Here is a 22,597-nt window from a genome sequence, read left to right as displayed (position 1 = left end):
TCGTCCGTCGAACGAACGCCTGAACGTATAACCGGAAATCAGCAATGCGACATCAGAAGTCGGGGCGAAAGCTCAACCGTAACAGTCCGCACCGCCGCGCCATGTTCCGCAACATGGCCGCCTCGCTGGTGCGCCACGAGACCATCAAGACCACGCTGCCGAAGGCGAAAGAGCTGCGCCGCGTGGTCGAGCCGCTGATCACGATGGCCAAGGTCGACGGCGTCTCCCAGCGTCGCCGGGCGTTCGATCGCCTGCGTGACAAGGACGCGGTGGGCAAGCTGTTCAACGAGCTGGGCCCGCGCTACAAGGAGCGTCCCGGCGGATACCTGCGCATCCTGAAGACGGGCTTCCGCCCCGGGGATGCGGCGCCGATGGCCATCGTCCAGCTCCTCGACCAGCCGGAAGAGCCCGAGGCGTCCGAAGCCCAGGACTGACCCCCGCCCGCCTAGGAGGGCCTTCAGGCCCGATCGGGCTCTGTTGGCGTTGGCCCGCCATCAGGCGGGCAAGGGTGGCGGGGACGCTCATGTGGGAGGGCCTTTAGGCCCGATCGATCGCGGCTGAAGCCGCTCCTACCATTGTCCATTGACTCCAGTCGGTCCGGACGACCCCGCAACCCTCACCCACCCGCTGACGGGCCCGTGGCCGAAAGGTGTGCCACAGCCAGGAAGCGCTGCTGATCCGGTGCCAGCACTCCCGGCCACGGGGCCCGTTAGCGGCCGAACCACGCTGTGGGCGGCGTCCGGGCCGACAGGGAGACCGATTCCAGGGGACGCAGCACTTTGTTGAAGAAGCGACTGATCGCATATGCCGCCCTCGTCGGCTGCGGCGGACGCACAGTCAGGTAAACCGTTCGCGCTAGCTATCACTCGCCAGGAAGCCTGGGAGAGAGAACGCGGCTACATGTCGGCCGAAAGAATGCATCTCAGAAGCCTTGACGAAGGAAAGTTGCAGGAGCTGATCGCCCAGGGGAACACGGCGGCTATAACGACCCTGGCGGGGCGTTATCTCACGATCGACCCCAGAGAAATGACGGAACTGTACGAGCAGGCGGCAGTGCTTGGCAGCATATCTGCATTGGTTTCGGCGTCGAGCGTATGGGCATCGCCCTGGATTAGTCAGAACGTCTCAACCATGAGGGTATCCGAGAATCCGCCCGTAAACATGCTTGCCATGCTCCTTGCGGCGCAACTGAGGGGCGACAATGTACTGGTCCCTCGGCGATTGCAGCAGCTTAGAATCGATTACAGCTTTAATGAATCGGAGATTGCGGAGGCGTGCGAGGGAGCCGTCCGCCTCTACCAGCAACTGGAAGCCAGGCGATTGGCATTGGGACAGAACTACTTCGACAACACGCCAAGTCCCCTCGGCCAGGAGTACGAAGAAGGGAATCACACAAGTGCTACGTGTGACGGATCCGGAGCAATGCCTGCGGGAAGGAAGACAGGTTCGGCCGCTGACGGACCCTGAGCCGTGAGGTTCGGTGCCGTTAGTCGGCGCTGCTGACCGGCACTTCCTTCACGCCACTGCACGCGTGGCCGTCGTGCGGGGTCGGCCCTGAAGGCCCTCCTACGCGCTATCGGGTGAGCTGGTCTTCCGCCGCGGCGCTCTGCTCGCGCCGGCGCAGCCGATCGACCAGTTTGCCGACGTACTGCGGCGAGCGGGTGTTCCTGCCGATCAGGATGTAGACGGCCGGCACCACCAGCAGGGTCAGGAACACCGAGAAGCTGACGCCGAAGAACACGACCGCGCCGATGGACTGCCGGGCCTCCGCCCCGGCGCCCGCGGCGAGCATCAGCGGCACGGCACCGAAGGCGGTGCACATGCTGGTCATCAGCACCGGCCGCAGCCGGATGCCCGCCGCCTGGATGACTGCCTCCCGGTATTCCACGCCACGGTCGCGCAGCTGGTTGGCGAACTCGACGATCAGCACGCCGTTCTTGGCGGCCAGGCCGATCAGCATGATGGCGCCGATCTGGCTGAAGACGTTGATCGACGCGCCGAAGATCCAGATGCCGACCAGCGCACCCGCGATGGCGAGCGGCACGGTCACCATGATAACGATAGGGTGACGGAAGCTCTCGAACTGGGCGGCCAGCACCAGGAAGGCGATCAGCAGCGCCAGCAGAAAGGTGGTGTAGAGTGCGCTGCCCGAGCGCTTGAATTCCCGCGACTCGCCGTCGTAGTTCAGCTGGACCTCGGCGGGGAGCTCCTCCGCCACCAGTCGCTCCAGATAACCCAGCGCCTCGCCGAGCGAGTAACCCGGTGCGAGACCGCCGGACACGGTGATGGACCGCAGCCTGTCGAAGCGCTTCAGGTCCACCGGACCGGAGGTCTCCTCCAGGGTCACCAGGTTTGCCAGGGGTATCAGCCGGCCCGTCACATCCGAACGCACGAAGATACTGTCCAGATCGTCCGGCGTGCTGCGGGTCTGCCGCCCGCCCTGCAGGATGACGTTGTACTCCTCGCCGCCGTCGATGAAGGTGGTGACACGGCGCGAACCCAGCACGGTCTCCAGGGTCCGGCCGATGGTCGCCAGCGACACCCCGAGGTCGGCCGCCCGGTTGCGGTCGATGGCCACGTCCATCTTCGGCTTGCGTTCCTGGTAGTCGGTCTGCAGGCTCAGGAGCCCCGGGTTCTCCTCCGAGGCCCTGGCGATGATGCGCTCGGCCCAGTCCGCGATCTCCGTGTAGTCGGTGCCGCCCAGCACGATCTCCACCGGCCGGTTGGAGCCGCGGATGCCGAGACCGGACGAGGAGCCGCGGGCGAAGACGGTCACGCCGGGCAGCTCGGCCAGTTCGGGCCGCCAGGCCGAGGCGATCTCCTCGGCAGAGCGTTCACGCTGGCTCCAGAGGGCCAGCGGTACGTAGAAGAACATGCGGTTGACGTCGTCGCCGCCACCCCAGGCCGAGCGCGTCAGTATGCGCCGTACGTCGCCGCTCTCGACGTCGGGCAGCACGATGTCCTCGACCTGCCGGGCGTAGCGGTCCATATACTCCAGACTGGCGCCGTCGGGCCCGTTCATGGCGATGAAGGCGGCACCCTGATCCTCCGGCGGCGCGTACTCCACCGGCAGTTCGGCCAGCAGCGTCAGCGAGGCCACGAACACGGCGAGAGCGCCCGCGAGCACCAGCGCGGGACGGCGCAGAAAGCGCCGCAGGCCGGCCTCGTAGCGGGCGGACAGGCGCCGGAAAAGCCGGTCCACGAAACGGGTCAGGCGCCCCCGCGCGATACGCCGTCCCAGGAGCTTGGAGGCGAGCATCGGCACCAGGCTGAGCGCCACCAGGCTCGAGAAGATCACCGCTGCTGCCAGGGAGATGCCGAACTCGCCGAACAGACGACCCACCGTTCCCTCCATGAAGGAGATCGGGATGAACACGGACACGAGCACCGCCGTGGTGGCGATGACCGCGAAGCCGATCTCGCGGCTGCCGTTCACGGCCGCCAGGAGGCCGGGCTCGCCCTCTTCGATGCGCCTCGCGATGTTCTCCAGCACCACGATCGCGTCGTCGACGACTAGGCCGATGGCCAGCACCAGCCCTAGCAGGGTCAGCACGTTGACGGAGAAGCCCATCGCCGCCATCACGGTGAACGCGGCGATGATGGAGACGGGAATCGTCAGCGCGGGGATCAGGGTGGCCCGCAGCGAGCCGATGAAGCCGTAGATCACGATCAGCACCAGCAGAAGCGCGAGGCCGAGCGCTTTCACGACCTCCTTGATCGATTCGCTGATGAACACGGAGAAGTCGAGATTCACCGACAGGTTGATGTCGTCCGGCAGGGTCGGCTGGATGCGCTCGATCTGCTCGCGTACGCCGGTGTTGAGCATCAGGATGTTGGCTTTCGACTGGGGGATGATGCCCATGCTCACGCCGGCGATGCCGTTCGAACGCGAGATGTTGCGGTTGTCCTCCGGCGCCAGCTCCACGTCGGCCACCTCCTCCAGCCGAATGAGATAGCCGTCGTCGCCGCGGCCCACCACGAGCCGGCGGAAGTCCTCGACGCTGGAGAGGCCGGTGGACGTGCGCAGCGTGAACTCCCGCTGGCTGGACTCGAGACGGCCGGCGGGCAGCTCCACGTTCTCCCGCCGCAGCGCATCCTCGATCTCCGTCACCGTCAGGCCGCGCGCCGCGAGCGCCTCCGGCTTGACCCAGAGGCGCATGGCCAGCCGGCGACCGCCGAAGACCTGCACGTTGGCGACGCCGCTGACGATGGAGAACTGGTCCACCAGATACCGCTCGGCGAAATCCGTCAGTTCCATGGGCGAGCGCGCGGTGCTCGACAGGTCGATGTACATCGTCGCGCCCGTGCCGCCGCGCGCCTTGGTAATCTCGGGCGGATCCGCCTCCTCCGGCAGGTCTTCGACCACCCGCGCCACGCGTTCGCGCACGTCGTTGGCCGCGGCGTCCAGGTCGCGATCGGCGGAGAACTCGATACTGACGTCGAAGCGGCCGTCGTAGCTGGTGGAGGTGAGCTTCTCGATGCCTTCGATGCCGGCGACGGCGTCCTCGACGAGCTGGGTGATCTTGCGTTCGACGATCTCCGCCGATGCCCCCCGATAGCTGCCGTCCACGCTCACCACCGGCCGTTCGATGTCCGGGTACTCCCGGATAGGCAGGTTGCCCAAGGCCATCAGGCCGACGATGACCAGGATCAGCGAGAGCACCGTGGCGAAGACGGGCCGCCGGACCGAGATCTCCGACAGGATCACGGCCGTGACATCCCGACGGTGCCGTAGACCACCTCGGAGCCTTCGCGCACCTTCTGCGTGCCCTCCGTGATCACCCGGTCACCGGCGGCGAGCCCGGAGACGATCTCCACCGCACCGGGTATCCGCTGCCCCAGCTCCACCTGCCGCCTGGCCGCCCGGTCCTCAGCTGCGACGACGTAGACGTAGTGCTGGCCGCGCTCCGGCACGATGGCCTGCTCGGGCGCCATCAGGACGTCGCTGCGGCGCATCTGCAGAGCCACCGTCAGGAACATGCCGGGCTTGAGAAGGTCTTCCTCGTTCTCCAGGATCGCGCGTACGAGGATCGACCGGGAGACCGGATCCAGCCGCGTATCGACGCTGTCGATGCGACCGCGGAATCGCCGCCCCTGCAGCGCCGGGCTGCGGGCCGAGACGGTCAGGTCCTCGCGCAAAACGCCGAGGAAGGTTTCCGGTACCGAGAATTCGAGCTTCACCGGGTCGAGATCGTCCAGCGTAGTGATGACAGTGCCCGGATTCACCAGACCGCCGGGACTCACCCTGCGCAGTCCGATCTTGCCGCTGAACGGGGCACGGACGAGGGTGTTCTCGAGGCGAGCCTGCGCCGCCTGTACCTGGGCCTGCGCCACCTGCATTGCGGCGAGCAACTCCTCCAGGCTGGAGGCGGAGATGGCGCGGGTATCGGCCAGCTGACGCGCCCGCTCGTACTGGCTGCGGCTCTCGCTCAGAGAGGCCTCCGCCACCGCCAGTTCGGCACGGATCTCCTTGTTTTCCAGTTCCACCAGCAGGTCGCCTTCGTCGACTAGCTGTCCTTCCCGGAAGACGATGCGGGTCACGATGCTGGTCACCCGAGAGGTGATCTCCACGGACTCATCCGCGAGTACGGTGCCGATGGCGTCGACCTCGTCGACGATGTCACGGGGCTCGACCACCTCGGTGATGACCGTCACGGGGCCGGCGCCGAAACGGCCGCCGCCGCCCCGCTCTTCGTCGGCCTCGCAGCCGGCGAGCAGGGCCAGGGCGGCCAGCAGCATCCAGGGTGTCGGGCACTTGGGCAAGGTCTACCTTCCTCGTCGAAAAGCGGCGGCGGTTTCGGCGCGCCGGCGCGCCCGCCCCGCGAGGCCTGTCGCGGCGCCGAGGCAGCAGGCTATTGTAACCGGAGGGGCGCATGGCGGGCGGCTCCGGTGGCGCGAAAATACTCGCGAAAACGTATTCGCGCATACCGGGCGTACGGATGCAGCCCTCGGTGTCGGGACAGGTGTCGGCGGCCCTCTCGATGCACTAGACTCGTGGCCATGGACGCCACATTCAGAGACCGGACGGTCATCATCACCGGCGCCTCCGCCGGCATCGGCGCCGCCGCCGCACGGCGGTTCGCGGCAGCCGGCGCGCGCCTGGTCCTCGCGGCCCGCAACGAGCGCTCCCTGCAGAGTTTCGCGGCCGGCCTGCCCGACGGCACCGAAGCCGTGAGCGTTGCCATGGACGTGGCGGACGATGCGGCCTGCCGGGCGCTGTTCGATCGCGCCGAGGCGGCCTTCGGCGCCGTCCATTACCTGATCAACAACGCCGGATTGCACGCCCGCGGCAGCGTCGAGGAGAAGTCCGCGGAAGAGCTGACGGCGATGGTGGACGTCAACCTGCGCGCGCCCGTCCTGCTCAGCCGGCTGGCGATACCCCGCATACGGCAGGCCGGCGGCGGCGCGATCGTCAACGTGGCCTCGCTCGCCGGCTGCACGCCGGTGCCGGGCTCGGTGACCTACGCGGCCACGAAGGCGGGCCTGCGCTCGTTCTCTCACGGTCTGGCCGAGGAACTGAAGGGCAGCGGCATCCACGTGGGCGTGGTCTCGCCCGGTCCGGTGGACACCGGTTTCATCATGGAAGAACTGGACGAGGTGACCGATCTGTCCCTCTCCCAGCCCATGAGCACGCCGGAGGCCGTGGCCGAGGCCATCCTGCGCGTAGCTTCGGGCGCGGCGGTGGAGGAGAAGATGCCGCGAGTGAGCGGTGTCACCGCGGACCTGGTCTACCTCTTCCCGGCGCTGAGGCGCGCCATGGAGCCGCTGCTGAGCCGCAAAGGCAAGAAGGCGCGCGAGTATTACAAGGCCCGCAGGGCAGGCCCGGAGGACGGCTGAGTCCGTCCATCCCGTTTGCATCCCGCGGAACGCGCATCAGAACCGACGACAGGAGAATCATGGCTGACAAACTCGACCACACCGTCATCGAAGCGAAACTGCTCGACATCCCCGGCTGGGAACTGCGCGAGGGCAAGTTGCACCGCGAGTTCCGGTTCGACGATTTCGTGCGCGCGTTCGGTTTCATGAGCGCGGCGGCGATTGTTGCCGAGAAGATGGATCACCACCCGGAGTGGTTCAACGTGTACAACAAGGTGACCGTCGATCTCACCACTCACGACGCGGGCGGCATCACGGAGCTGGACTTCGAGCTGGCCGGCGCCATGTCGGCGCTGGCGGGCCACAACTGAGGGACAAGGGCTGAGGGATAAGGCCTGAGAGACCGGGAGCCACTCGCCGGCCCGGGCTCTAGACCACGGCCATCGCGGCGAAGGCGTCGCGGGTGAGGTTCTCCGTGCCGTCTTCCAGCACGCGGACGTTATCCTCGATGCGTATGCCGCCGTAAGGCTTCAGCTCATCCACGCGCAGCCAGTTGACCAGGCGCCCCGCGGCGCTACCGTGCAACGCGTCGAGCAGCAGGTCGATGAAGTAGAGGCCCGGCTCGATGGTCAGCACCTGGTCCGCAGCCAGCGTGCGGGTGAGCCGCAGATGGGGATGGTCCTCCGGCGCGGGGATCTCGCCACCCTCGTCGTCCGCCATGAAACCGCCCACGTCGTGCACCTGCAGGCCGAGCAGATGGCCGAGGCCGTGGGGCATGAAGGCGCGGGTCACGCCGGCCTCCACCAGCGCCTCCGCGCTGCCGGCGCTGGCGATCTCGTGGGCGAGCAGCACGCCGCCGAGCCGACGGTGGGTCTCCAGGTGCAGCTCGCGGAAGTCGGTGCCGGCCCGCACGCCGGCGACGATCTCCTGCTGCAGCGCATGCATGTCGCGGATGAGCGCGGCGAAGTCACCCTCATCGGCGGCGTAGCTGCGGGTGATGTCGGCGGCGTAGCCGGCCACGGAGGCCCCGGCGTCGATCAGGAAGGAACGGATCTCGTCGGGCGGCCGTCGGTCCCGGTGCTGATAGTGCAGCACGGCGCCGTGCTCGTTCAGCGCGACGATGTTGCCGTAGGGCAGTTCCTGGTCCAGTTGCCCGGCCGCGCGGCAGTAGGCGAGATGGATATCGAACTCCGAGGCGCCGTTCTCGAAGGCCGCATGCGCGGCGATGTGCGCCTCGGCCGCCCGCCGGGTCGCCGCCCGCATGCACTCCAGCTCGTAGGCGGTCTTCGTCGCCCGGGGATAGTGCAGGCTCTGCAGCACGCCCGCCGGGTTGATGCGCTCGATGCCCAGGGTCTGGGCCGGATCGATCACCTCGCCGACGAAGACGTAGCGCGACAGGTCGTCCGGCAGCAGCGTGCGGGCGCCGGAGGGCGTCTCGAAGGGCAGGATGTCGAAATGCCCCGTCCAGTAGCCGACCGGGGCGGCCGGCGGCATATGCCAGTAATCGGACGGCTGGCAGTAGGCGAGCCGGGGCCGGCTGCCCGGCGTGTAGACGAGATAGGATCCGGGCACGTCGGTCAGCGGCAGCCACGCGTTGAAGTCCGGATTGACGATGTAGGGATAGGCGCGATCGTCCTGGAAGGCATAGCGGGGTTCGCCGGCTGCGATGACGATACCCTCAGCGCCGACGCGCTCCAGCGCGCGGTCGTGGCGGCGTGTCATCTCCGCGACGTGGTCGGCGTACAGTTCGGCGATGTCGGGGCGCTCGGGTTCCATGCTTCCTCCGTATGACTCTCGTCTGGCTAGTGGTTCGCCTGCCGGCAGTATAGCGAACGCGCCGCTACCGGCCGGCAGCCTTGCCGGGGCTCACTTAACAGGGTTCCCGATCTGGGGCATCATTGCAGGCTCCATGAATCTCCGGAGTTCCCTATGTTCTTCCCCGCCGCCCGCGGCTTCGTCGCCGCAGCGACCTGCCTGCTCGTCATGACCACGCCGGCACTCGGCTACGATCGCATCACGGGAGAGACGTTCGCGTCCCGTTCGGAGGTGATCGCGCCACACGGCATGGCCGCGACCAGCCAGCCGCTGGCCACCCAGATCGCGCTGGACGTTCTGAAGAACGGCGGCAGCGCCGTGGATGCGGCCATCGCAGCGAACGCTGCGCTCGGTCTCATGGAGCCGGTCGGCTGCGGCATCGGCGGCGATCTCTTCGCGATCGTCTGGGACGCGGAGAAGGGCGAACTGACCGGGCTGAATGCCAGCGGCCGCTCGCCGGCTTCTCTGACCCTCGCATACTTCGAGGAGCAGGGCATGGACAGCATCCCCCCGCTGGGGCCCCTGCCAGTGAGCGTGCCGGGTACCGTGGACGGCTGGTTTGAGCTGCACGGACGCTACGGCCGTCTGCCGATGAGCGAGATTCTCGCGCCTGCCATCCGCTATGCCCGCGAGGGCTTCCCGGTGTCGGAACTGATCGCCTATTACTGGCAGCGAAACGCCGGGTACCTGAAGGACTTCCCCGGCTTCGCGGAGACGTTCATGCCGGACGGGCGGGCACCGCGCAAAGGCGAGATGTTCCGCAACCCCCGGCTCGCCGACACCTACGAGAAGATCGCAGCGCAGGGCCGCGACGTGTTCTACCGGGGAGAGATGGCCCGCAAGATCGCCGACTACATGCAGGAGAACGGCGGCTTCCTGACCTACGAGGACATGGCGAACCATCGCTCCGAGTGGGTCGAGCCCGTCTCCGCGACCTACCGGGGCTGGGAGGTCTACGAGCTGCCGCCGAACGGCCAGGGCATCGCCGCGCTGCAGATGCTGAACATCCTGGAGGGCTACGACATCGCCTCCATGGGCTTCGGCTCGGCCGATTATCTGCACGTGCTCGCCGAGGCGAAGAAGCTCGCCTTCGAGGACCGGGCGCGCTACTACGCCGACATGGACTTCGCCGACGTGCCGGTGGAGCGATTGATCTCGAAGGACTACGCGGCCGAGCGCCGCGGGCTGATCGACATGGCGCAGGCCTCGCGGTCGCTGCCGGCCGGCGACGCTGCGATCGAGAGCGGCGACACCATCTATCTCACCGTGGCCGACAGCGACGGCAACATGGTCTCCCTGATCCAGAGCAACTACCGCGGCATGGGCTCCGGCATGACGCCCGGCGACCTCGGCTTCGTGCTCCAGGACCGGGGCGAACTCTTCTCCCTGGAGCCGGGCCATCCGAACGTCTACGAGCCCGGCAAGCGGCCCTTCCATACCATCATCCCGGCATTCGTGATGCGCGACGGGAAACCGCTGATGAGCTTCGGTGTGATGGGCGGCGCGATGCAGCCCCAGGGCCACACGCAGATCATCGTCAACATGGTGGACTTCGGCATGAACCTGCAGGAGGCCGGCGACGCGCCCCGGCTGCGCCACAGCGGCTCCTCCCAGCCCACCGGCGAGCAGATGACCGACGGCGGCACGGTCCATCTCGAGCACGGCTTCGACCAGGCCGTGCACAGGGAACTCATGCGCCGCGGCCACCGTCTCGGCGGCAGCAACGGCGGTTTCGGCGGCTATCAGGCCATCATGAAGGATCACGACGAGGGCGTGTACTACGGCGCGTCCGAGTCCCGCAAGGACGGCCAAGCGGCCGGCTACTGAGAGCATTGGCCCAGAGAAACGATCATGAGCGGTGAAATCTGGCTGACCGGTATCACGACCACCGGCACGCCTCACATCGGCAATTACGTCGGCGCCATCCGCCCCGGCGTGGCCGCCAGCCGCGAGGCGGAGAAGCGCAATTTCTATTTCCTCGCCGACCTGCACGCGCTGGTGAAGAACCAGAACCCGGACGAGATCCAGCGCTCGACGCTCGAGATCGCCGCCTCCTGGCTCGCGCTTGGTCTCGATACCGAGAACGCCGTGTTCTACCGCCAGTCGGACATCCCCGAGATCCCCGAGCTCACCTGGGTGCTCTCCAGCATGACGGCGAAGGGTCTCATGAACCGTGCGCATGCCTACAAGGCCGCGGTCGCCGCCAACGAGGAGGCGGGCAACAAGGACCCGGACAAGGGCATCACCATGGCCCTGTTCTCCTATCCCGTGCTGATGGCCGCCGACATCCTGCTGTTCAAGGCGCACAAGGTGCCGGTGGGGCGGGACCAGAAGCAGCACGTGGAGATGGCCCGGGACATCGCCGGACGCTTCAACCATCACTACGGCGAACTCTTCACCCTGCCGGAGCCGGTTATCGACGACAACACGGCGGTGCTGTCCGGGCTGGACGGGCGCAAGATGTCGAAGAGCTACGGCAATACCATCCCGCTGTTCCTGCCGGAGAAGAAGCTCAGGAAACTCATCATGAAGATCAAGACGAACTCGCTGGAGCCCGGTGAACCGAAAGACACCGAGGGCTCGACGCTGTTCGAAATCTACCGGGCGTTCGCGACGCCCGCGGAGACCGCGGACGTTGCCCGCCGCTACGCCGGGGGCATCGCCTGGGGCGAGATGAAACAACTCCTGTTCGAGTACATCAACGATCACCTCGGCGCGGCCCGCGCAGAGTACGAGCGGCTCATCGCGGACCCGGCCCACGTGGAATCCGTGCTGGTCGCCGGTGCAGAGCGCGCCCGCGCGCTGAGCGCGCCGTTCATGACCGATATCCGCCACGCGGTGGGCATCCGTCCGCTGGGGTAGCTGCCGGCGATGCGCGCCACGCTCACTCTCACCTCGCTCCTGCTGGCGCTCGCCGCCTGTTCGCCGGCTGAGGACAACGGCGGCGGCGCGCAGACCGGCGGCATGCCCGATCGCTGCGCCGGTATCACCGATCCGGTCGAGCGCGCCGTGTGCGCCGACGAGGAACTGCGCGCGATGGACGTCGACCTCACCCGCCTGTACCAGCGGGCGCTGGCCCGGGCCGATCACACGTCGAAAGCGTCGCTCAGGAACGAACACGCCGACTGGGAGCGCGGCCTCCGGGACTGCCTCGAGCTGCCGGAGGCAGAGCGCCGCGACTGCCTGGACGAACGCTACAACGCGCGCCTGGCAGACCTCGCACCCCGCTCGTAGGAGGGCCTTCAGGCCCGATTCCCTTCTTTCCTGGCCGTCATGCGGGAGTATCCATCTTGCTCCCGACAAAAGGTCGCGGCGATGGATACCCCCGCATGACGGCCATGCTCGCGGTGGCATGAAGGAACTGGCGGGCCAACGCCAGAAGAAAGGCAGATCGGGCCGGAAGGTCCTCCTGCACGGCCCGTCAGGCCAGGCGCTTCTCGCGGCCTTCGGTCAGCAGGGCGCGCAGGTACCGGCCCGTGTGCGACGCCTCCACCTCCGCCACGGCTTCCGGCGTGCCCGCCGCGACGATCTCGCCGCCGCCGTCGCCGCCTTCCGGGCCGAGATCCACGATCCAGTCCGCCGTCTTGATCACGTCCAGGTTGTGCTCGATGACGACGATGGTGTTGCCCCGGTCGCGCAGGCGATGGAGCACGGCGAGCAGCTGGGCGATGTCGTGGAAATGCAGTCCCGTGGTCGGTTCGTCGAGGATGTAGAGCGTGGAGCCCGTGTCCCGCTTGGAGAGCTCGCGGGCGAGCTTGATGCGCTGGGCCTCGCCGCCGGACAGCGTCGTCGCATTCTGTCCCAGGCGCACGTAGGAGAGGCCCACGTCCATCAGCGTCTGCAGCTTGCGGGCGATGACCGGCACGTTGCGGAAGAACTCGAGGCCGTCTTCCACGGTCATCTCCAGCACCTCGTGAATGTTGCGGCCCTTGTAGCGGATGTCCAGGGTCTCGCGATTGTAGCGGCGGCCCTCGCAGACGTCGCAGGGCACGTAGATGTCCGGCAGGAAGTGCATCTCCACCTTGATGACGCCGTCGCCCTGACAGGCCTCGCAGCGCCCGCCCTTCACGTTGAAGCTGAAGCGCCCCGCCTGATAGCCACGCGAACGGGCTTCCTGGGTGCCGGCGAAGAGTTCGCGGATCGGTGTGAACAGCCCGGTGTAGGTGGCCGGGTTGGAGCGGGGGGTGCGGCCGATCGGGCTCTGGGAGATCTCGATGACCCGGTCGAAGTGTTCCAGCCCGTCGATGCCGGCGCAGGGCTCCGGGTCGGTGGTCGCCCGGTTCAGCAGTGCCGCGGCGGTCTCGTACAGGGTGCCGTTGATGAGCGTGGACTTGCCGGAGCCCGATACGCCCGTGACACAGGTCATGAGGCCCACCGGCAGGGCGGCCTCGACGTGTTTGAGGTTGTTGCCCGTGGCGTCGCGGACCACCAGCTGACGGGCGGCGTCGGGTGCGACGCGGCGGGCGGGCACCTCGATGCGCCGCTGGCCGCAGAGGTACTGGCCGGTGAGGGAGGCCGGATTGCGCCGGATGGCGTCCGGCGGCCCCTCCGCCACCACCCGGCCGCCGTGGACGCCGGCGCCCGGGCCGAGGTCGACGACGTGATCAGCAGCAAGGATCGCCTCCTGGTCGTGCTCCACCATGATCACCGTGTTGCCGATGTCCCGCAGGTGGGTGAGGGTGCCGAGGAGCCGGGCGTTGTCCCGCTGGTGCAGGCCGATGCTGGGCTCGTCGAGGATGTACATGACCCCCACCAGCCCCGAACCGATCTGGCTGGCCAGCCGTATGCGCTGGGCCTCGCCGCCGGAGAGCGTGTCGGCGCTGCGGTCGAGCGTGAGGTAGGACAGGCCGACATCGTCCAGGAAGCCGAGCCGCTCGCCGATCTCCCTGACGACGCGCCCGGCGACCTCGCCGCGCCAGCCCGGCAGCTCCATCACGCCGAAGAAGGCGCGAGCGTCGCCGACGGCCATGGCCGAGAGGTCGGCGATGCCGCGGTCGGCCACGAAGACGTTGCGTGCGGCCCGGTTCAGCCGCGAGCCGCCGCAGGCGGGACACTGCTGGGTGCTGAGGTACCTGGCGAGTTCTTCGCGGACGGTGGCCGACTCGGTCTCGCGGTAGCGGCGCTCCAGGTTCGGCAGCACGCCTTCGAACGGGTGGCGCTGGCTCACGCTGGCGCCGCGGCTGCTGGTGTAGCTGAACTCGATCTGCTCGTCGCCGCTGCCGTGCAGTATGACGTCGCGTACCGCCTCGGGCAGCTCGCCGAAGGGGGCTTCCACGTCGAAGCCGTAGTGGGCGGCGAGATTCCCGATCATCTGGAAATAATAGGTCGTGCGCCGGTCCCAGCCGCGGATGGCGCCGCCGGCCAGGCTGATGTCCGGGTTGACCACCACCCGGTCCGGGTCGAAGAACTGCTTCACGCCGAGCCCGTCGCAGTCCGGGCAGGCTCCGTGCGGGTTGTTGAAGGAGAACAACCGGGGTTCCAGCTCGCTCAGGCTGTAGCCGCACTCCCGGCAGGCGTAGCGGTCCGAGAACGTGATCTCCTCGCCGTCGCCCGCTAGCGGCACCACCCGCGCTACGCCGTCGGAGAGGCCGAGCGCCGTCTCGAAGGACTCGGCCAGCCGCAGCGCCAGGTCGGGGCGTACCTTGAAGCGGTCGACCACCGCCTCGATGGTGTGGCGTCGCCGCGCGTCCAGTGCCGGTGCGTCGGCCAGTTCCAGGATCTCGCCGTCGATGCGGGCGCGCACGAAGCCCTGGGCCTGCAGCTCCTGCAGCATGCGCGCGTGCTCGCCCTTCCGGTTGTCCACCATGGGGGCCAGCAGCGCGAGACGGCTGCCTTCCGGCAGCGCCAGGACGTGATCGACCATCTCGCTGACCGTCTGCGCCTCGAGATCCAGCCCGTGGTCCGGACAACGGGGGGTTCCGGCCCGGGCGTAGAGCAGGCGCAGGTAGTCGTAGATCTCCGTGACCGTCCCCACGGTCGAGCGGGGGTTGTGCGAGGTCGACTTCTGCTCGATGGAGATGGCAGGCGACAGGCCCTCGATGTGGTCGACGTCCGGCTTCTCCATCATGGAGAGGAACTGGCGCGCATAGGCGGACAGCGACTCCACGTAGCGGCGCTGACCCTCGGCATAGATGGTGTCGAAGGCCAGCGAAGACTTGCCGGAGCCGCTGAGGCCGGTCAGCACGATCAGCCGGTCGCGGGGCAGCGACAGATCGATGTTCTGCAGGTTGTGCGTCCGTGCGCCGCGTATTTCGATACTGTCCATGGGAGCCGGCGGTGAGCGGGGGTCAACCTGTTAATATACGCCGCCTGCTTCCCGCCGCGCAAAAGCGCGGCAGAACGGCGGACGCGCGGCGACAGCACAGGACCGGACATGCCAGACGAACAGACCACTCCGCCCGACGGGCAGCGAAAACGCATCTCACTCGAGCCGGGGGAGGGCCGCATCATCGGCATGGTCAGCGGCATGGCCATGCTGCGTATGCTCGGCCTGTTCCTCCTGCTGCCGGTGCTCGCCCTCTGGGCCTCCGGCCTGGAGGGGGCCACGCCGATGCTCGTCGGTCTTGCGGTGGGCGGCTACGGCATCACCCAGGCCGTGCTGCAGGTGCCGTTCGGCACGCTGTCCGACCGCATCGGCCGTGTGCCGGTCATCGTGCTGGGGCTGACCGTCTTCGCGCTGGGCAGTTTCGTCGCGGCCATGAGTCACCACATCCTCGGCGTGATCGCCGGGCGTCTCCTGCAGGGGGCGGGCGCGGTCTCGGCCACGCTGACGGCGCTGCTCGCCGATCACACCCGGGAGGAGATCCGGACCCGGGCCACCGCCATCCTCGGCATCTCCATCGGCAGCTCGTTCCTGATCGCGCTGGTGCTCGGTCCGCTGGTGGCCAGCGTGACCGGCGTGCGCGGCCTGTTCTGGCTGGCCGGCATTATGGCGCTGACCGCGCTGGCGCTCGCCACGGTGCTGCCCCGGGCGAAGCCGGGCGCCCATCACGGGGAGCAGCGGCGGCCGGCCGGGCGCCTCACTCCCGGGGTCGCCGCCATCGATGCCTCCATCTTCCTGCTGCACATGATGCTCACGGCGAGCTTCGTGGCGGCGCCGTTCCTGCTGCGCGACGCCCTCGGGGTGCCCATGGAGACCCAGTGGCGCACCTACTTCGCCGCCCTGGCGCTGTCCCTCGTGGCCACGGTGCCCCTGGTGTTGCTGGGTGAGAAGGGCCGCGGCAGCTGGATATTCGTCCTCTCGGTGGGCCTGCTGGTCCTCGGCCAGGGCTTGCTGTGGCAGGCGACGGACGGCTGGATTCTGGCCCTGGCGGGGCTGGCGATCTTCTTCGCCGGGTTCAACTACCTCGAGGCCCGGCTGCCGGCCCGCCTGTCGGTGGTCGCGGGCCCGGACGGCCGGGGCGGCGCGCTGGGGCTGTTCTATACCTCCCAGTTCCTCGGCGCGTTCGCCGGCGGCGTGGTCGGCGGATGGCTGATGGGCGTGACCGACTACAGCGGCGTGTTCGTCTCTCTGGGCGTAGTCGGCGTCGCCTGGCTGCTGGTGACGATCGGCCTTGTTTTCGGGCGTAATCCCGCATTATAGCGGTGGGCATTTGGCGGCCCAGCGCCTACAATAGCTCACCCTCGACGGCGAAGAGCCTGCGCTCCTCGCCGCGGCATCCAACCAAGAAGAGCAGGGGACCCTGATGGCCCGCGGAATCAACAAAGTCATATTGGTCGGCAACCTCGGCCAGGATCCGGACACGCGCTACATGCCGAGCGGCAGCGCGGTCACGAACCTTCGCATCGCGACCAGCGAGCAGTGGAAGGACAAGCAGACGGGCGAGCAGAAGGAGCGCACCGAATGGCACAACGTGGCCATGTTCGGTCGTCTTGCCGAGATCGCCGCCGAATACCTGCGCAAGGGCTCCCAAGTCTACATCGAGGGCAAGCTTCGCACGCGCAAGTGGCAGGACAAGCAGGGCAACGACCGCTGGACCACGGAGGTCATCGCCGACGAGATGCAGATGATGGGCGGCCGTGGCGGTGGGGGCGGCGGCTCGGCGCCGATGTCGTCCCAGGACTCCGGCCCCTCCGGGGGCAACTACCCGGATTCCGGCGGCGGCGAGGAGTTCGACGACGACATCCCGTTCTGAGGGCCGTCAGGAGCGCCGAAGCCCAGCTGACACGTCCCTGCGGGGACCATCGCACAATGTTCTGTGAGCCCGGTCGCGGCAGCGCGGCGCGGGCTCTGCTAGTTTGGCGGGCTGTCCACCGATCCGGTGGAAGATCTGCCCGGAAACGGCAGTGGATTGTTCTTTTAAGGAAACAAGGAACCGGAAATGGGAGCCTACAAAGAGCCGCACGGCGGCGAACTGATCGAACTGTACCTGGACGACGCGGCCGCGGCCGAGGAGAAGAAGCGCGCCCGCGACATGGCGTCCTGGGACCTGACGCCGCGCCAGCTGTGCGACCTCGAGCTGCTGCTGAACGGCGGCTTCTCCCCCCTGACCGGTTTCCTGGAGCAGGCGGACTACGAGGGCGTCGTGAAAGATATGCGCCTCGCCTCGGGGGTGCTCTGGCCCATGCCGGTCACGCTGGACGTGAGCGAGGAGTTCGCCGCGGACGTGGCCGAGGGCCACGAAATCGCGCTGCGTGACCAGGAAGGCGTGCTCGTCGCGACGATGAAGGTGACCAGCCGCTGGACGCCGGACCGGGAGTCCGAGGCGCTGCACGTCTTCGGCAGCACCGACGAGCTGCACCCCGCGGTGGACTACCTGATGAACAAGTCCGGGCCGGTCTATCTCGGCGGGCCGCTGCGCGGCGTCGAGGCGCCGACCCACTACGATTTCCGCCATCTGCGCGACACCCCGCGGGAGATGCGCGACCGGTTCCGCAAGCTCGGCTGGCGCAAGGTCGTGGCATTCCAGACCCGCAACCCGATGCACCGCGCGCACCAGGAACTCACCTTCCGGGCGGCGCGTGAGGTGGAGGCCAACCTGCTCATCCACCCGGTCGTCGGCATGACCAAGCCCGGCGACGTGGACCACTACACCCGGGTGCGCTGCTACGAGCACGTGCTGGGCCAGTACCCGGACCAGACCACGTCGCTCAGCCTGCTGCCGCTGGCCATGCGCATGGGCGGCCCGCGGGAGGCGCTGTGGCACGCCATCATCCGGAAGAACTACGGCTGCACCCACTTCATCGTCGGCCGGGATCATGCGGGACCGGGCAAGGACAGCCAGGGCAATGACTTCTACGGCCCCTACGATGCCCAGACCCTGTTCCGCGAGCACGAGCAGGAACTCGGCATTTCCATGGTGCCGTTCCGCCTGATGGTGTACGCGGAGAACCGGGCCCAGTACATGCCGCTGGACGAGACCACCGACCAGGACAACGTGCTGAACATCTCCGGTACCGAACTGCGCCGGCGGCTGCAGGAAGGCTTGGAGATACCGGACTGGTTCTCCTTCCCGGAGGTGGTGGCGGAACTCCGCCGCACACACCCGCCGCGGCACCGGCAGGGCTTCACCGTGTTCATGACCGGGCTTTCCGGTTCCGGCAAGTCCACCATCGCCAACGCGCTGATGGTGAAGTTGCTGGAGGCCGGCGGCCGGCCGGTGACGCTGCTCGACGGCGACATCGTGCGCAAGAATCTCTCCAGCGAACTCGGCTTCTCGAAGGAGCACCGGGATCTGAACATCCTGCGCATCGGTTACGTGGCGAGCGAGATCACGAAGAACGGCGGCATCGCCATCTGCGCGCCCATCGCACCCTATGCGCGCACCCGCCGCGAGGTGCGCCAGGCGATCGAGCCGCTGGGCGGTTTCGTGGAGGTGCACGTCGCCACCCCGCTGGAGGTCTGCGAGGAGCGCGACCGCAAGGGCCTGTACGCCAAGGCGCGGGCGGGCATCATCAAGGAGTTCACCGGCATCAGCGACCCCTACGAGGAGCCGGAGGCACCGGAGATCCGCCTCGACACGCAGGAGATGACGCCGGACCTGGCGGCCCACCGCATCCTGGTGGTCCTCGAAAGCCTGGGTTTCTTGCGCTAGGTTTCCTGCGCTAGGATCGACGCCATGACCGGCAGGCTCTACATCAGCACCTACGGCTGCCAGATGAACGAGTACGACTCCGCCAAGATGGCGGACGTGCTGCGGGAATCCCACGGCCTGGCGCTGACGGACGACCCGTCGGAGGCCGACGTGCTGCTGGTCAACACCTGCTCCATCCGCGAGAAGGCCCAGGAGAAGACCTTCTCCGAGATCGGGCGCTGGAAGCGGCTGAAGGCGGAGCGCCCGGATCTGGTCATCGGCGTCGGCGGCTGCGTCGCCAGCCAGGAGGGCGACGCCGTGATCCGCCGGGCCCCTTACGTGGACATGGTGTTTGGCCCGCAGACCCTGCACCGGCTGCCCGACATGCTCGAGCGGGTGCGCCGCTCGGGCGAGCCGGTGGTGGACGTGTCCTTCCCCGAGATCGAGAAGTTCGACCGCCTGCCCGAGCCCCGGGCCGAGGGCCCCACGGCCTTCGTTTCGGTAATGGAGGGCTGCAGCAAGTACTGCTCGTTCTGCGTCGTGCCCTACACCCGCGGCGAGGAGATAAGCCGGCCCTTCGACGACGTCATCGTCGAGGTGGCGCAGCTCGCGGCCAAGGGCGTGCGCGAGGTGAACCTGCTCGGCCAGAACGTGAACGCCTACCGGGGCGCCATGCACGACGGGACCACGGCCGACCTGGCCACCCTGATCCATTACGTGGCTGCGGTCGACGGCATCGAGCGCATCCGCTTCACCACCTCGCACCCGGTGGAATTCACCGACTCCCTGATCCGCGCCTACGCCGAGGTGCCGAAGCTTGCGTCCTACCTGCACCTGCCGGTGCAGAGCGGCTCGGACCGGGTGCTTGCGCTCATGAAGCGCGGTCACACCGCGCTCGAGTATCGCCAGAAGATCCGCCGGCTGCGGGAAGCCCGCCCGGGCATCTCGATCTCCTCGGATTTCATCGTCGGCTTCCCCGGCGAGACGGACGCGGACTTCGATGCCACGATGAAACTCATCGCCGACGTGGGCTTCGACCAGTCCTTCAGCTTCATCTACAGTGCGCGGCCGGGCACGCCGGCGGCCTCGCTGCCGGACGAGGTCACTACGGACGAGAAGAAACGCCGTCTCGCGCTGCTGCAGGCCCGCATCAACCAGCAGGCGGCGGCGATCAGTGAGGCGATGGTCGGCACGACCCAGCGGGTACTGGTCGAGCGCCGCGCCCGCCGGCATACCGGGCAGGTGGCCGGCCGCACCGAGAACATGCGCTGGGTGAACTTCGACGGGGACGACTCGCTCATCGGCGACTTCGTCGACGTGCAGATCACCGAGGCGATGCCCAATTCCCTGCGCGGGCGCGTCGTCGCGCCGCCGGCCCGGCGCCGGGCCTCCTGACTTCCCCTCGTCACGACGAGGGGTTAGGCTAGAAACCTGTCAACTCGAACCGGGAGTCTCCTCTTCTCTTGGAATCCGTAAACGAAGCCAGGGACCTCGTCCTGGAGCCCGCCGACAACAACCGTCTGGCCAACCTCTGCGGCCAGTTCGACGAACACCTGAGACAAATCGAACGCCGACTGGGCGTGGAGATCGCCAACCGGGGCAACCGTTTCCGGGTGGTGGGCCAGCCGGGCGCGGCGCGCGCCGGCGAACAGGTGCTGCAGGAGCTGTTCCGCCTGACCGGCAGCGAACACCTGGACCCGCACCGGGTGCACATCTGCCTGCAGGAATCGGCGATGGAGGCGCGCGAGGCACCCGCGGACGAGGATGGCGGCACGGAGGCGCCCGCCCGGGAGCAGTCGGAGGAGACGCTGATCAAGACGCCGCGCAAGCGCATCCGCGCGCGCGGCCCCAACCAGCGCCACTACCTGGTGCAGATCCGCGAGAACGACCTGGCCTTCGGCATCGGCCCCGCCGGTACCGGCAAGACCTATCTGGCGGTGGCGGCCGCCATCGAGGCGCTGGAGCGCGACGAGGTGCGCCGCATCGTGCTGGTGCGCCCGGCCGTGGAAGCGGGGGAGCGGCTAGGCTTCCTGCCCGGCGACATGTCCCAGAAGGTCGACCCGTACCTTCGCCCCATGTACGACGCCCTGTACGAGATGATGGGCTTCGAGCGCGTGGGCCGGCTGGTGGAGCGCAACGTCATCGAGGTGGCGCCGCTCGCCTTCATGCGCGGCCGCTCCCTGAACGAATCCTTCGTGCTGCTGGACGAGGCGCAGAATACCTCCGCCGCCCAGATGAAGATGTTCCTGACCCGCATCGGCTTCGGCTCGCGCGCGGTGGTGACCGGCGACGTTACCCAGATCGACCTGCCGAAGGGGCAGCTGTCGGGCCTGCGCCACGTCATGGACGTGCTGCGCGGGGTCGAGGGCATCGGCTTCAGCTACTTCACCGCCGCCGACGTGGTCCGTCATCCGCTGGTGCAGCGCATCGTGGAAGCCTACGACGCCCACGGCGACGGCGACCTGTAGTCGCGGAAAGAGGTCCGGGCTTTGTCTCTCGCGCTGGTCAGGCAGCTGGCCCTCGACGGCGGTGACGGCCGGGCCGGCGTGGACACCGCGGCCGTCCCGGGCCGGGACGCACTCCGGCGCTGGGCCGAGGCGGCGCTTCGCCATGCGGGGGTCGAGGCGGATGCGCGGGAGCTGACGGTGCGCATCGTCGGCGAGGCCGAGAGCCGGGAACTGAATGCGGGCTGGCGCGGCAAGGACCGCCCGACCAACGTGCTGGCGTTCCCCGGGGGCGAGGAGCCGGGCCTGCCCGGCGAGGTGGACTATCCGCTGGGCGATCTCGTGGTCTGCGCCCCGGTTGTGGCGCGGGAGGCGGCCGAGCAGGGCAAGACGGCGGAGAGCCACTGGTGCCACATGATCGTCCACGGCACCCTGCATCTGGCCGGCTACGACCACCAGACGCCGGACGAGGCCGCCGGCATGGAGGGCCTCGAACGGGAGATCCTCGCCGAACTGGGGTATCCGGACCCTTATCGGGAGGATTGAAATCCATGGACACTGGTACAATATCCCGCTCGGCGCGATCTGCGCCGCATCTATCGGAATCATGACGGAAGACAAACCTCCCAGTAGCAACGGCTCCGAGCCGCCCGGTCTGTTCAGTCGCCTGCTGAAGGCGCTGCGGGGCGAGCCCAGGGGCCGTGAAGAGATCCTCAACATCATCAAGGACGCCCAGGCGGGGGACATATTCGACCCCGAAGAGCAGGCCATGCTCGAGGGCGTGCTGGAAGTCTCCGCCACCCAGGTGCGGGACGTGATGATCCCCCGTTCGCAGATGGTGGTCCTGGAGAAGGACCGGCCCGTCGAGGAGATGCTGAAGATCATCATCGAATCCGGGCACTCCCGCTTCCCCGTCATCGGCGAGGATCGGGACGAGGTGCTGGGGATCCTGCTCGCGAAGGACCTGCTGCGCTTCGTCGGCGAGGCCGAGTACTCCAGCGAGGACATCGTCCGCTGGTTGCGGCCGGCCGTCTTCATCCCGGAAGCGAAGCGCCTGAACACGTTGCTCAAGGAATTCCGCGCTAGCCACAACCACATGGCCATCGTGGTGGACGAGTACGGCGGTGTGTCCGGGCTCGCCACCATCGAGGACGTGCTGGAGGAGATCGTCGGCGAGATCGACGACGAGCACGACCCGGAGGAGATGCCCTATATCCAGGAGGCGGGCGATAAGGGCGGCCGCCCGGTGTACGCCGTGCGGGCGCTCACCCGCATCGAGGACTTCAACGAGCACTTCGATACCGACTTCAGCGACGACGACTACGACACCGTGGGCGGCCTGGTCATGCACGAACTCGGGCATCTGCCGCGTCGCTCCGAAGCCATCGAGTACGGCGGCTACCGATTCACGGTGACCCGCGCGGACCGCCGGCGTATCGACCTGCTGGAGGTGTCGCCGCTCGCCGAGGCCGGGGGCGAGTAGCCCCGCCCCGGGGTCCGTCCCGCACG

17 protein-coding genes and 1 pseudogene are annotated in these 22,597 nt (G+C 68.0%); 14 read left to right on the top strand and 4 right to left on the bottom strand.

Annotation, left to right across the window (positions count from 1 at the left end; all coding sequences use genetic code 11):
- Positions 1-44: 44 nt before the first annotated feature.
- Both rplQ and ACJMKZ_RS15615 read left to right on the top strand, forming a co-directional pair.
- On the top strand, positions 45-434 hold the full coding sequence (gene rplQ / locus ACJMKZ_RS15620; protein ID WP_405234127.1) for a 50S ribosomal protein L17: 390 nt from the start codon (positions 45-47) through the stop codon (positions 432-434).
- 466 nt (positions 435-900) lie between these two features.
- Complete coding sequence (locus ACJMKZ_RS15615; RefSeq protein ID WP_405234126.1) at positions 901-1,467, top strand: hypothetical protein; 567 nt, start codon at positions 901-903, stop codon at positions 1,465-1,467.
- A 106-nt stretch (positions 1,468-1,573) separates the two neighbouring features.
- Here ACJMKZ_RS15615 and ACJMKZ_RS15610 read toward each other — a convergent pair whose 3' ends face one another.
- Both ACJMKZ_RS15610 and ACJMKZ_RS15605 read right to left on the bottom strand, forming a co-directional pair.
- Entirely contained in the window at positions 1,574-4,708 is a 3,135-nt protein-coding gene (locus tag ACJMKZ_RS15610; protein ID WP_405234125.1) for an efflux RND transporter permease subunit, read from the bottom strand.
- Positions 4,705-5,763, bottom strand: coding sequence for an efflux RND transporter periplasmic adaptor subunit (locus ACJMKZ_RS15605; protein ID WP_405234124.1), 1,059 nt, complete (start codon positions 5,761-5,763; stop codon positions 4,705-4,707). Before ACJMKZ_RS15605 ends, ACJMKZ_RS15610 begins: the two co-directional genes overlap by 4 nt.
- A 237-nt stretch (positions 5,764-6,000) precedes the next feature.
- Between ACJMKZ_RS15605 and ACJMKZ_RS15600 the strand changes: the two genes are divergently transcribed.
- Both ACJMKZ_RS15600 and ACJMKZ_RS15595 read left to right on the top strand, forming a co-directional pair.
- Positions 6,001-6,837 carry an SDR family NAD(P)-dependent oxidoreductase gene (locus ACJMKZ_RS15600; protein ID WP_405234123.1) on the top strand — a complete coding sequence of 279 codons (837 nt, stop codon included), beginning with the start codon at positions 6,001-6,003 and terminating at the stop codon, positions 6,835-6,837.
- A gap of 59 nt (positions 6,838-6,896) precedes the next feature.
- A complete protein-coding gene (locus tag ACJMKZ_RS15595; RefSeq protein WP_405234122.1) occupies positions 6,897-7,187 on the top strand; it encodes a 4a-hydroxytetrahydrobiopterin dehydratase in 291 nt (96 codons plus the stop codon).
- A 58-nt stretch (positions 7,188-7,245) separates the two neighbouring features.
- On the opposite strand, the gene pepQ is transcribed toward ACJMKZ_RS15595, so the two are convergent.
- On the bottom strand, positions 7,246-8,592 hold the full coding sequence (pepQ, locus tag ACJMKZ_RS15590) for a Xaa-Pro dipeptidase (protein WP_405234121.1): 1,347 nt from the start codon (positions 8,590-8,592) through the stop codon (positions 7,246-7,248).
- Between the two features lie 207 nt (positions 8,593-8,799).
- Between pepQ and ggt the strand changes: the two genes are divergently transcribed.
- From ggt to ACJMKZ_RS15575, 3 genes are read left to right on the top strand one after another with little or no spacing between them, the layout of a single operon-like run.
- The gene (gene ggt, locus ACJMKZ_RS15585) at positions 8,800-10,458 is read left to right on the top strand and encodes a gamma-glutamyltransferase (RefSeq protein ID WP_405234180.1); all 1,659 of its coding nucleotides are present in this window, start codon (positions 8,800-8,802) and stop codon (positions 10,456-10,458) included.
- Positions 10,459-10,482: 24 nt separating this feature from the next.
- Positions 10,483-11,493: a tryptophan--tRNA ligase gene (gene trpS, locus ACJMKZ_RS15580; protein ID WP_405234120.1), complete on the top strand. Its 1,011-nt coding sequence runs from the start codon at positions 10,483-10,485 to the stop codon at positions 11,491-11,493.
- Between the two features lie 9 nt (positions 11,494-11,502).
- The gene (locus tag ACJMKZ_RS15575) at positions 11,503-11,865 is read left to right on the top strand and encodes a lysozyme inhibitor LprI family protein (RefSeq protein WP_405234119.1); all 363 of its coding nucleotides are present in this window, start codon (positions 11,503-11,505) and stop codon (positions 11,863-11,865) included.
- A 187-nt stretch (positions 11,866-12,052) separates the two neighbouring features.
- Here the strand turns inward: ACJMKZ_RS15575 and uvrA are convergent, their stop codons facing one another.
- Positions 12,053-14,896 carry an excinuclease ABC subunit UvrA gene (gene uvrA, locus ACJMKZ_RS15570; protein ID WP_405234118.1) on the bottom strand — a complete coding sequence of 948 codons (2,844 nt, stop codon included), beginning with the start codon at positions 14,894-14,896 and terminating at the stop codon, positions 12,053-12,055.
- Between the two features lie 108 nt (positions 14,897-15,004).
- Between uvrA and ACJMKZ_RS15565 the strand changes: the two genes are divergently transcribed.
- From ACJMKZ_RS15565 to ACJMKZ_RS15535, 7 genes and pseudogenes are all read left to right on the top strand, one after another.
- On the top strand, positions 15,005-16,213 hold the full coding sequence (locus ACJMKZ_RS15565) for an MFS transporter (RefSeq protein WP_405234117.1): 1,209 nt from the start codon (positions 15,005-15,007) through the stop codon (positions 16,211-16,213).
- 100 nt (positions 16,214-16,313) lie between these two features.
- Positions 16,314-16,668: pseudogene (ssb, locus tag ACJMKZ_RS15560) on the top strand (single-stranded DNA-binding protein); the annotation flags it as partial.
- A 284-nt stretch (positions 16,669-16,952) separates the two neighbouring features.
- The gene (locus ACJMKZ_RS15555) at positions 16,953-18,665 is read left to right on the top strand and encodes a bifunctional sulfate adenylyltransferase/adenylylsulfate kinase (RefSeq protein WP_405234116.1); all 1,713 of its coding nucleotides are present in this window, start codon (positions 16,953-16,955) and stop codon (positions 18,663-18,665) included.
- 24 nt (positions 18,666-18,689) lie between these two features.
- Positions 18,690-20,039, top strand: coding sequence for a tRNA (N6-isopentenyl adenosine(37)-C2)-methylthiotransferase MiaB (gene miaB, locus ACJMKZ_RS15550; RefSeq protein ID WP_405234115.1), 1,350 nt, complete (start codon positions 18,690-18,692; stop codon positions 20,037-20,039).
- A 68-nt stretch (positions 20,040-20,107) separates the two neighbouring features.
- Positions 20,108-21,112: a PhoH family protein gene (locus tag ACJMKZ_RS15545; protein ID WP_405234114.1), complete on the top strand. Its 1,005-nt coding sequence runs from the start codon at positions 20,108-20,110 to the stop codon at positions 21,110-21,112.
- Positions 21,113-21,190: 78 nt separating this feature from the next.
- Positions 21,191-21,634, top strand: coding sequence for an rRNA maturation RNase YbeY (gene ybeY / locus ACJMKZ_RS15540; protein WP_405234179.1), 444 nt, complete (start codon positions 21,191-21,193; stop codon positions 21,632-21,634).
- Between the two features lie 61 nt (positions 21,635-21,695).
- Positions 21,696-22,571, top strand: a complete 876-nt coding sequence (locus ACJMKZ_RS15535) for an HlyC/CorC family transporter (protein ID WP_405234113.1) — start codon at positions 21,696-21,698, stop codon at positions 22,569-22,571.
- The last annotated feature ends 26 nt before the right edge of the window (positions 22,572-22,597 follow it).

Origin of the sequence: Lentisalinibacter salinarum, assembly GCF_040706555.1 — a bacterium.
Classification (GTDB): Bacteria; Pseudomonadota; Gammaproteobacteria; order Steroidobacterales; family Woeseiaceae; genus Lentisalinibacter; species Lentisalinibacter salinarum.
The sequence above is the reverse complement of the archived record's forward strand: the minus strand, read 5'-3'. Positions and strand labels throughout refer to the sequence as shown.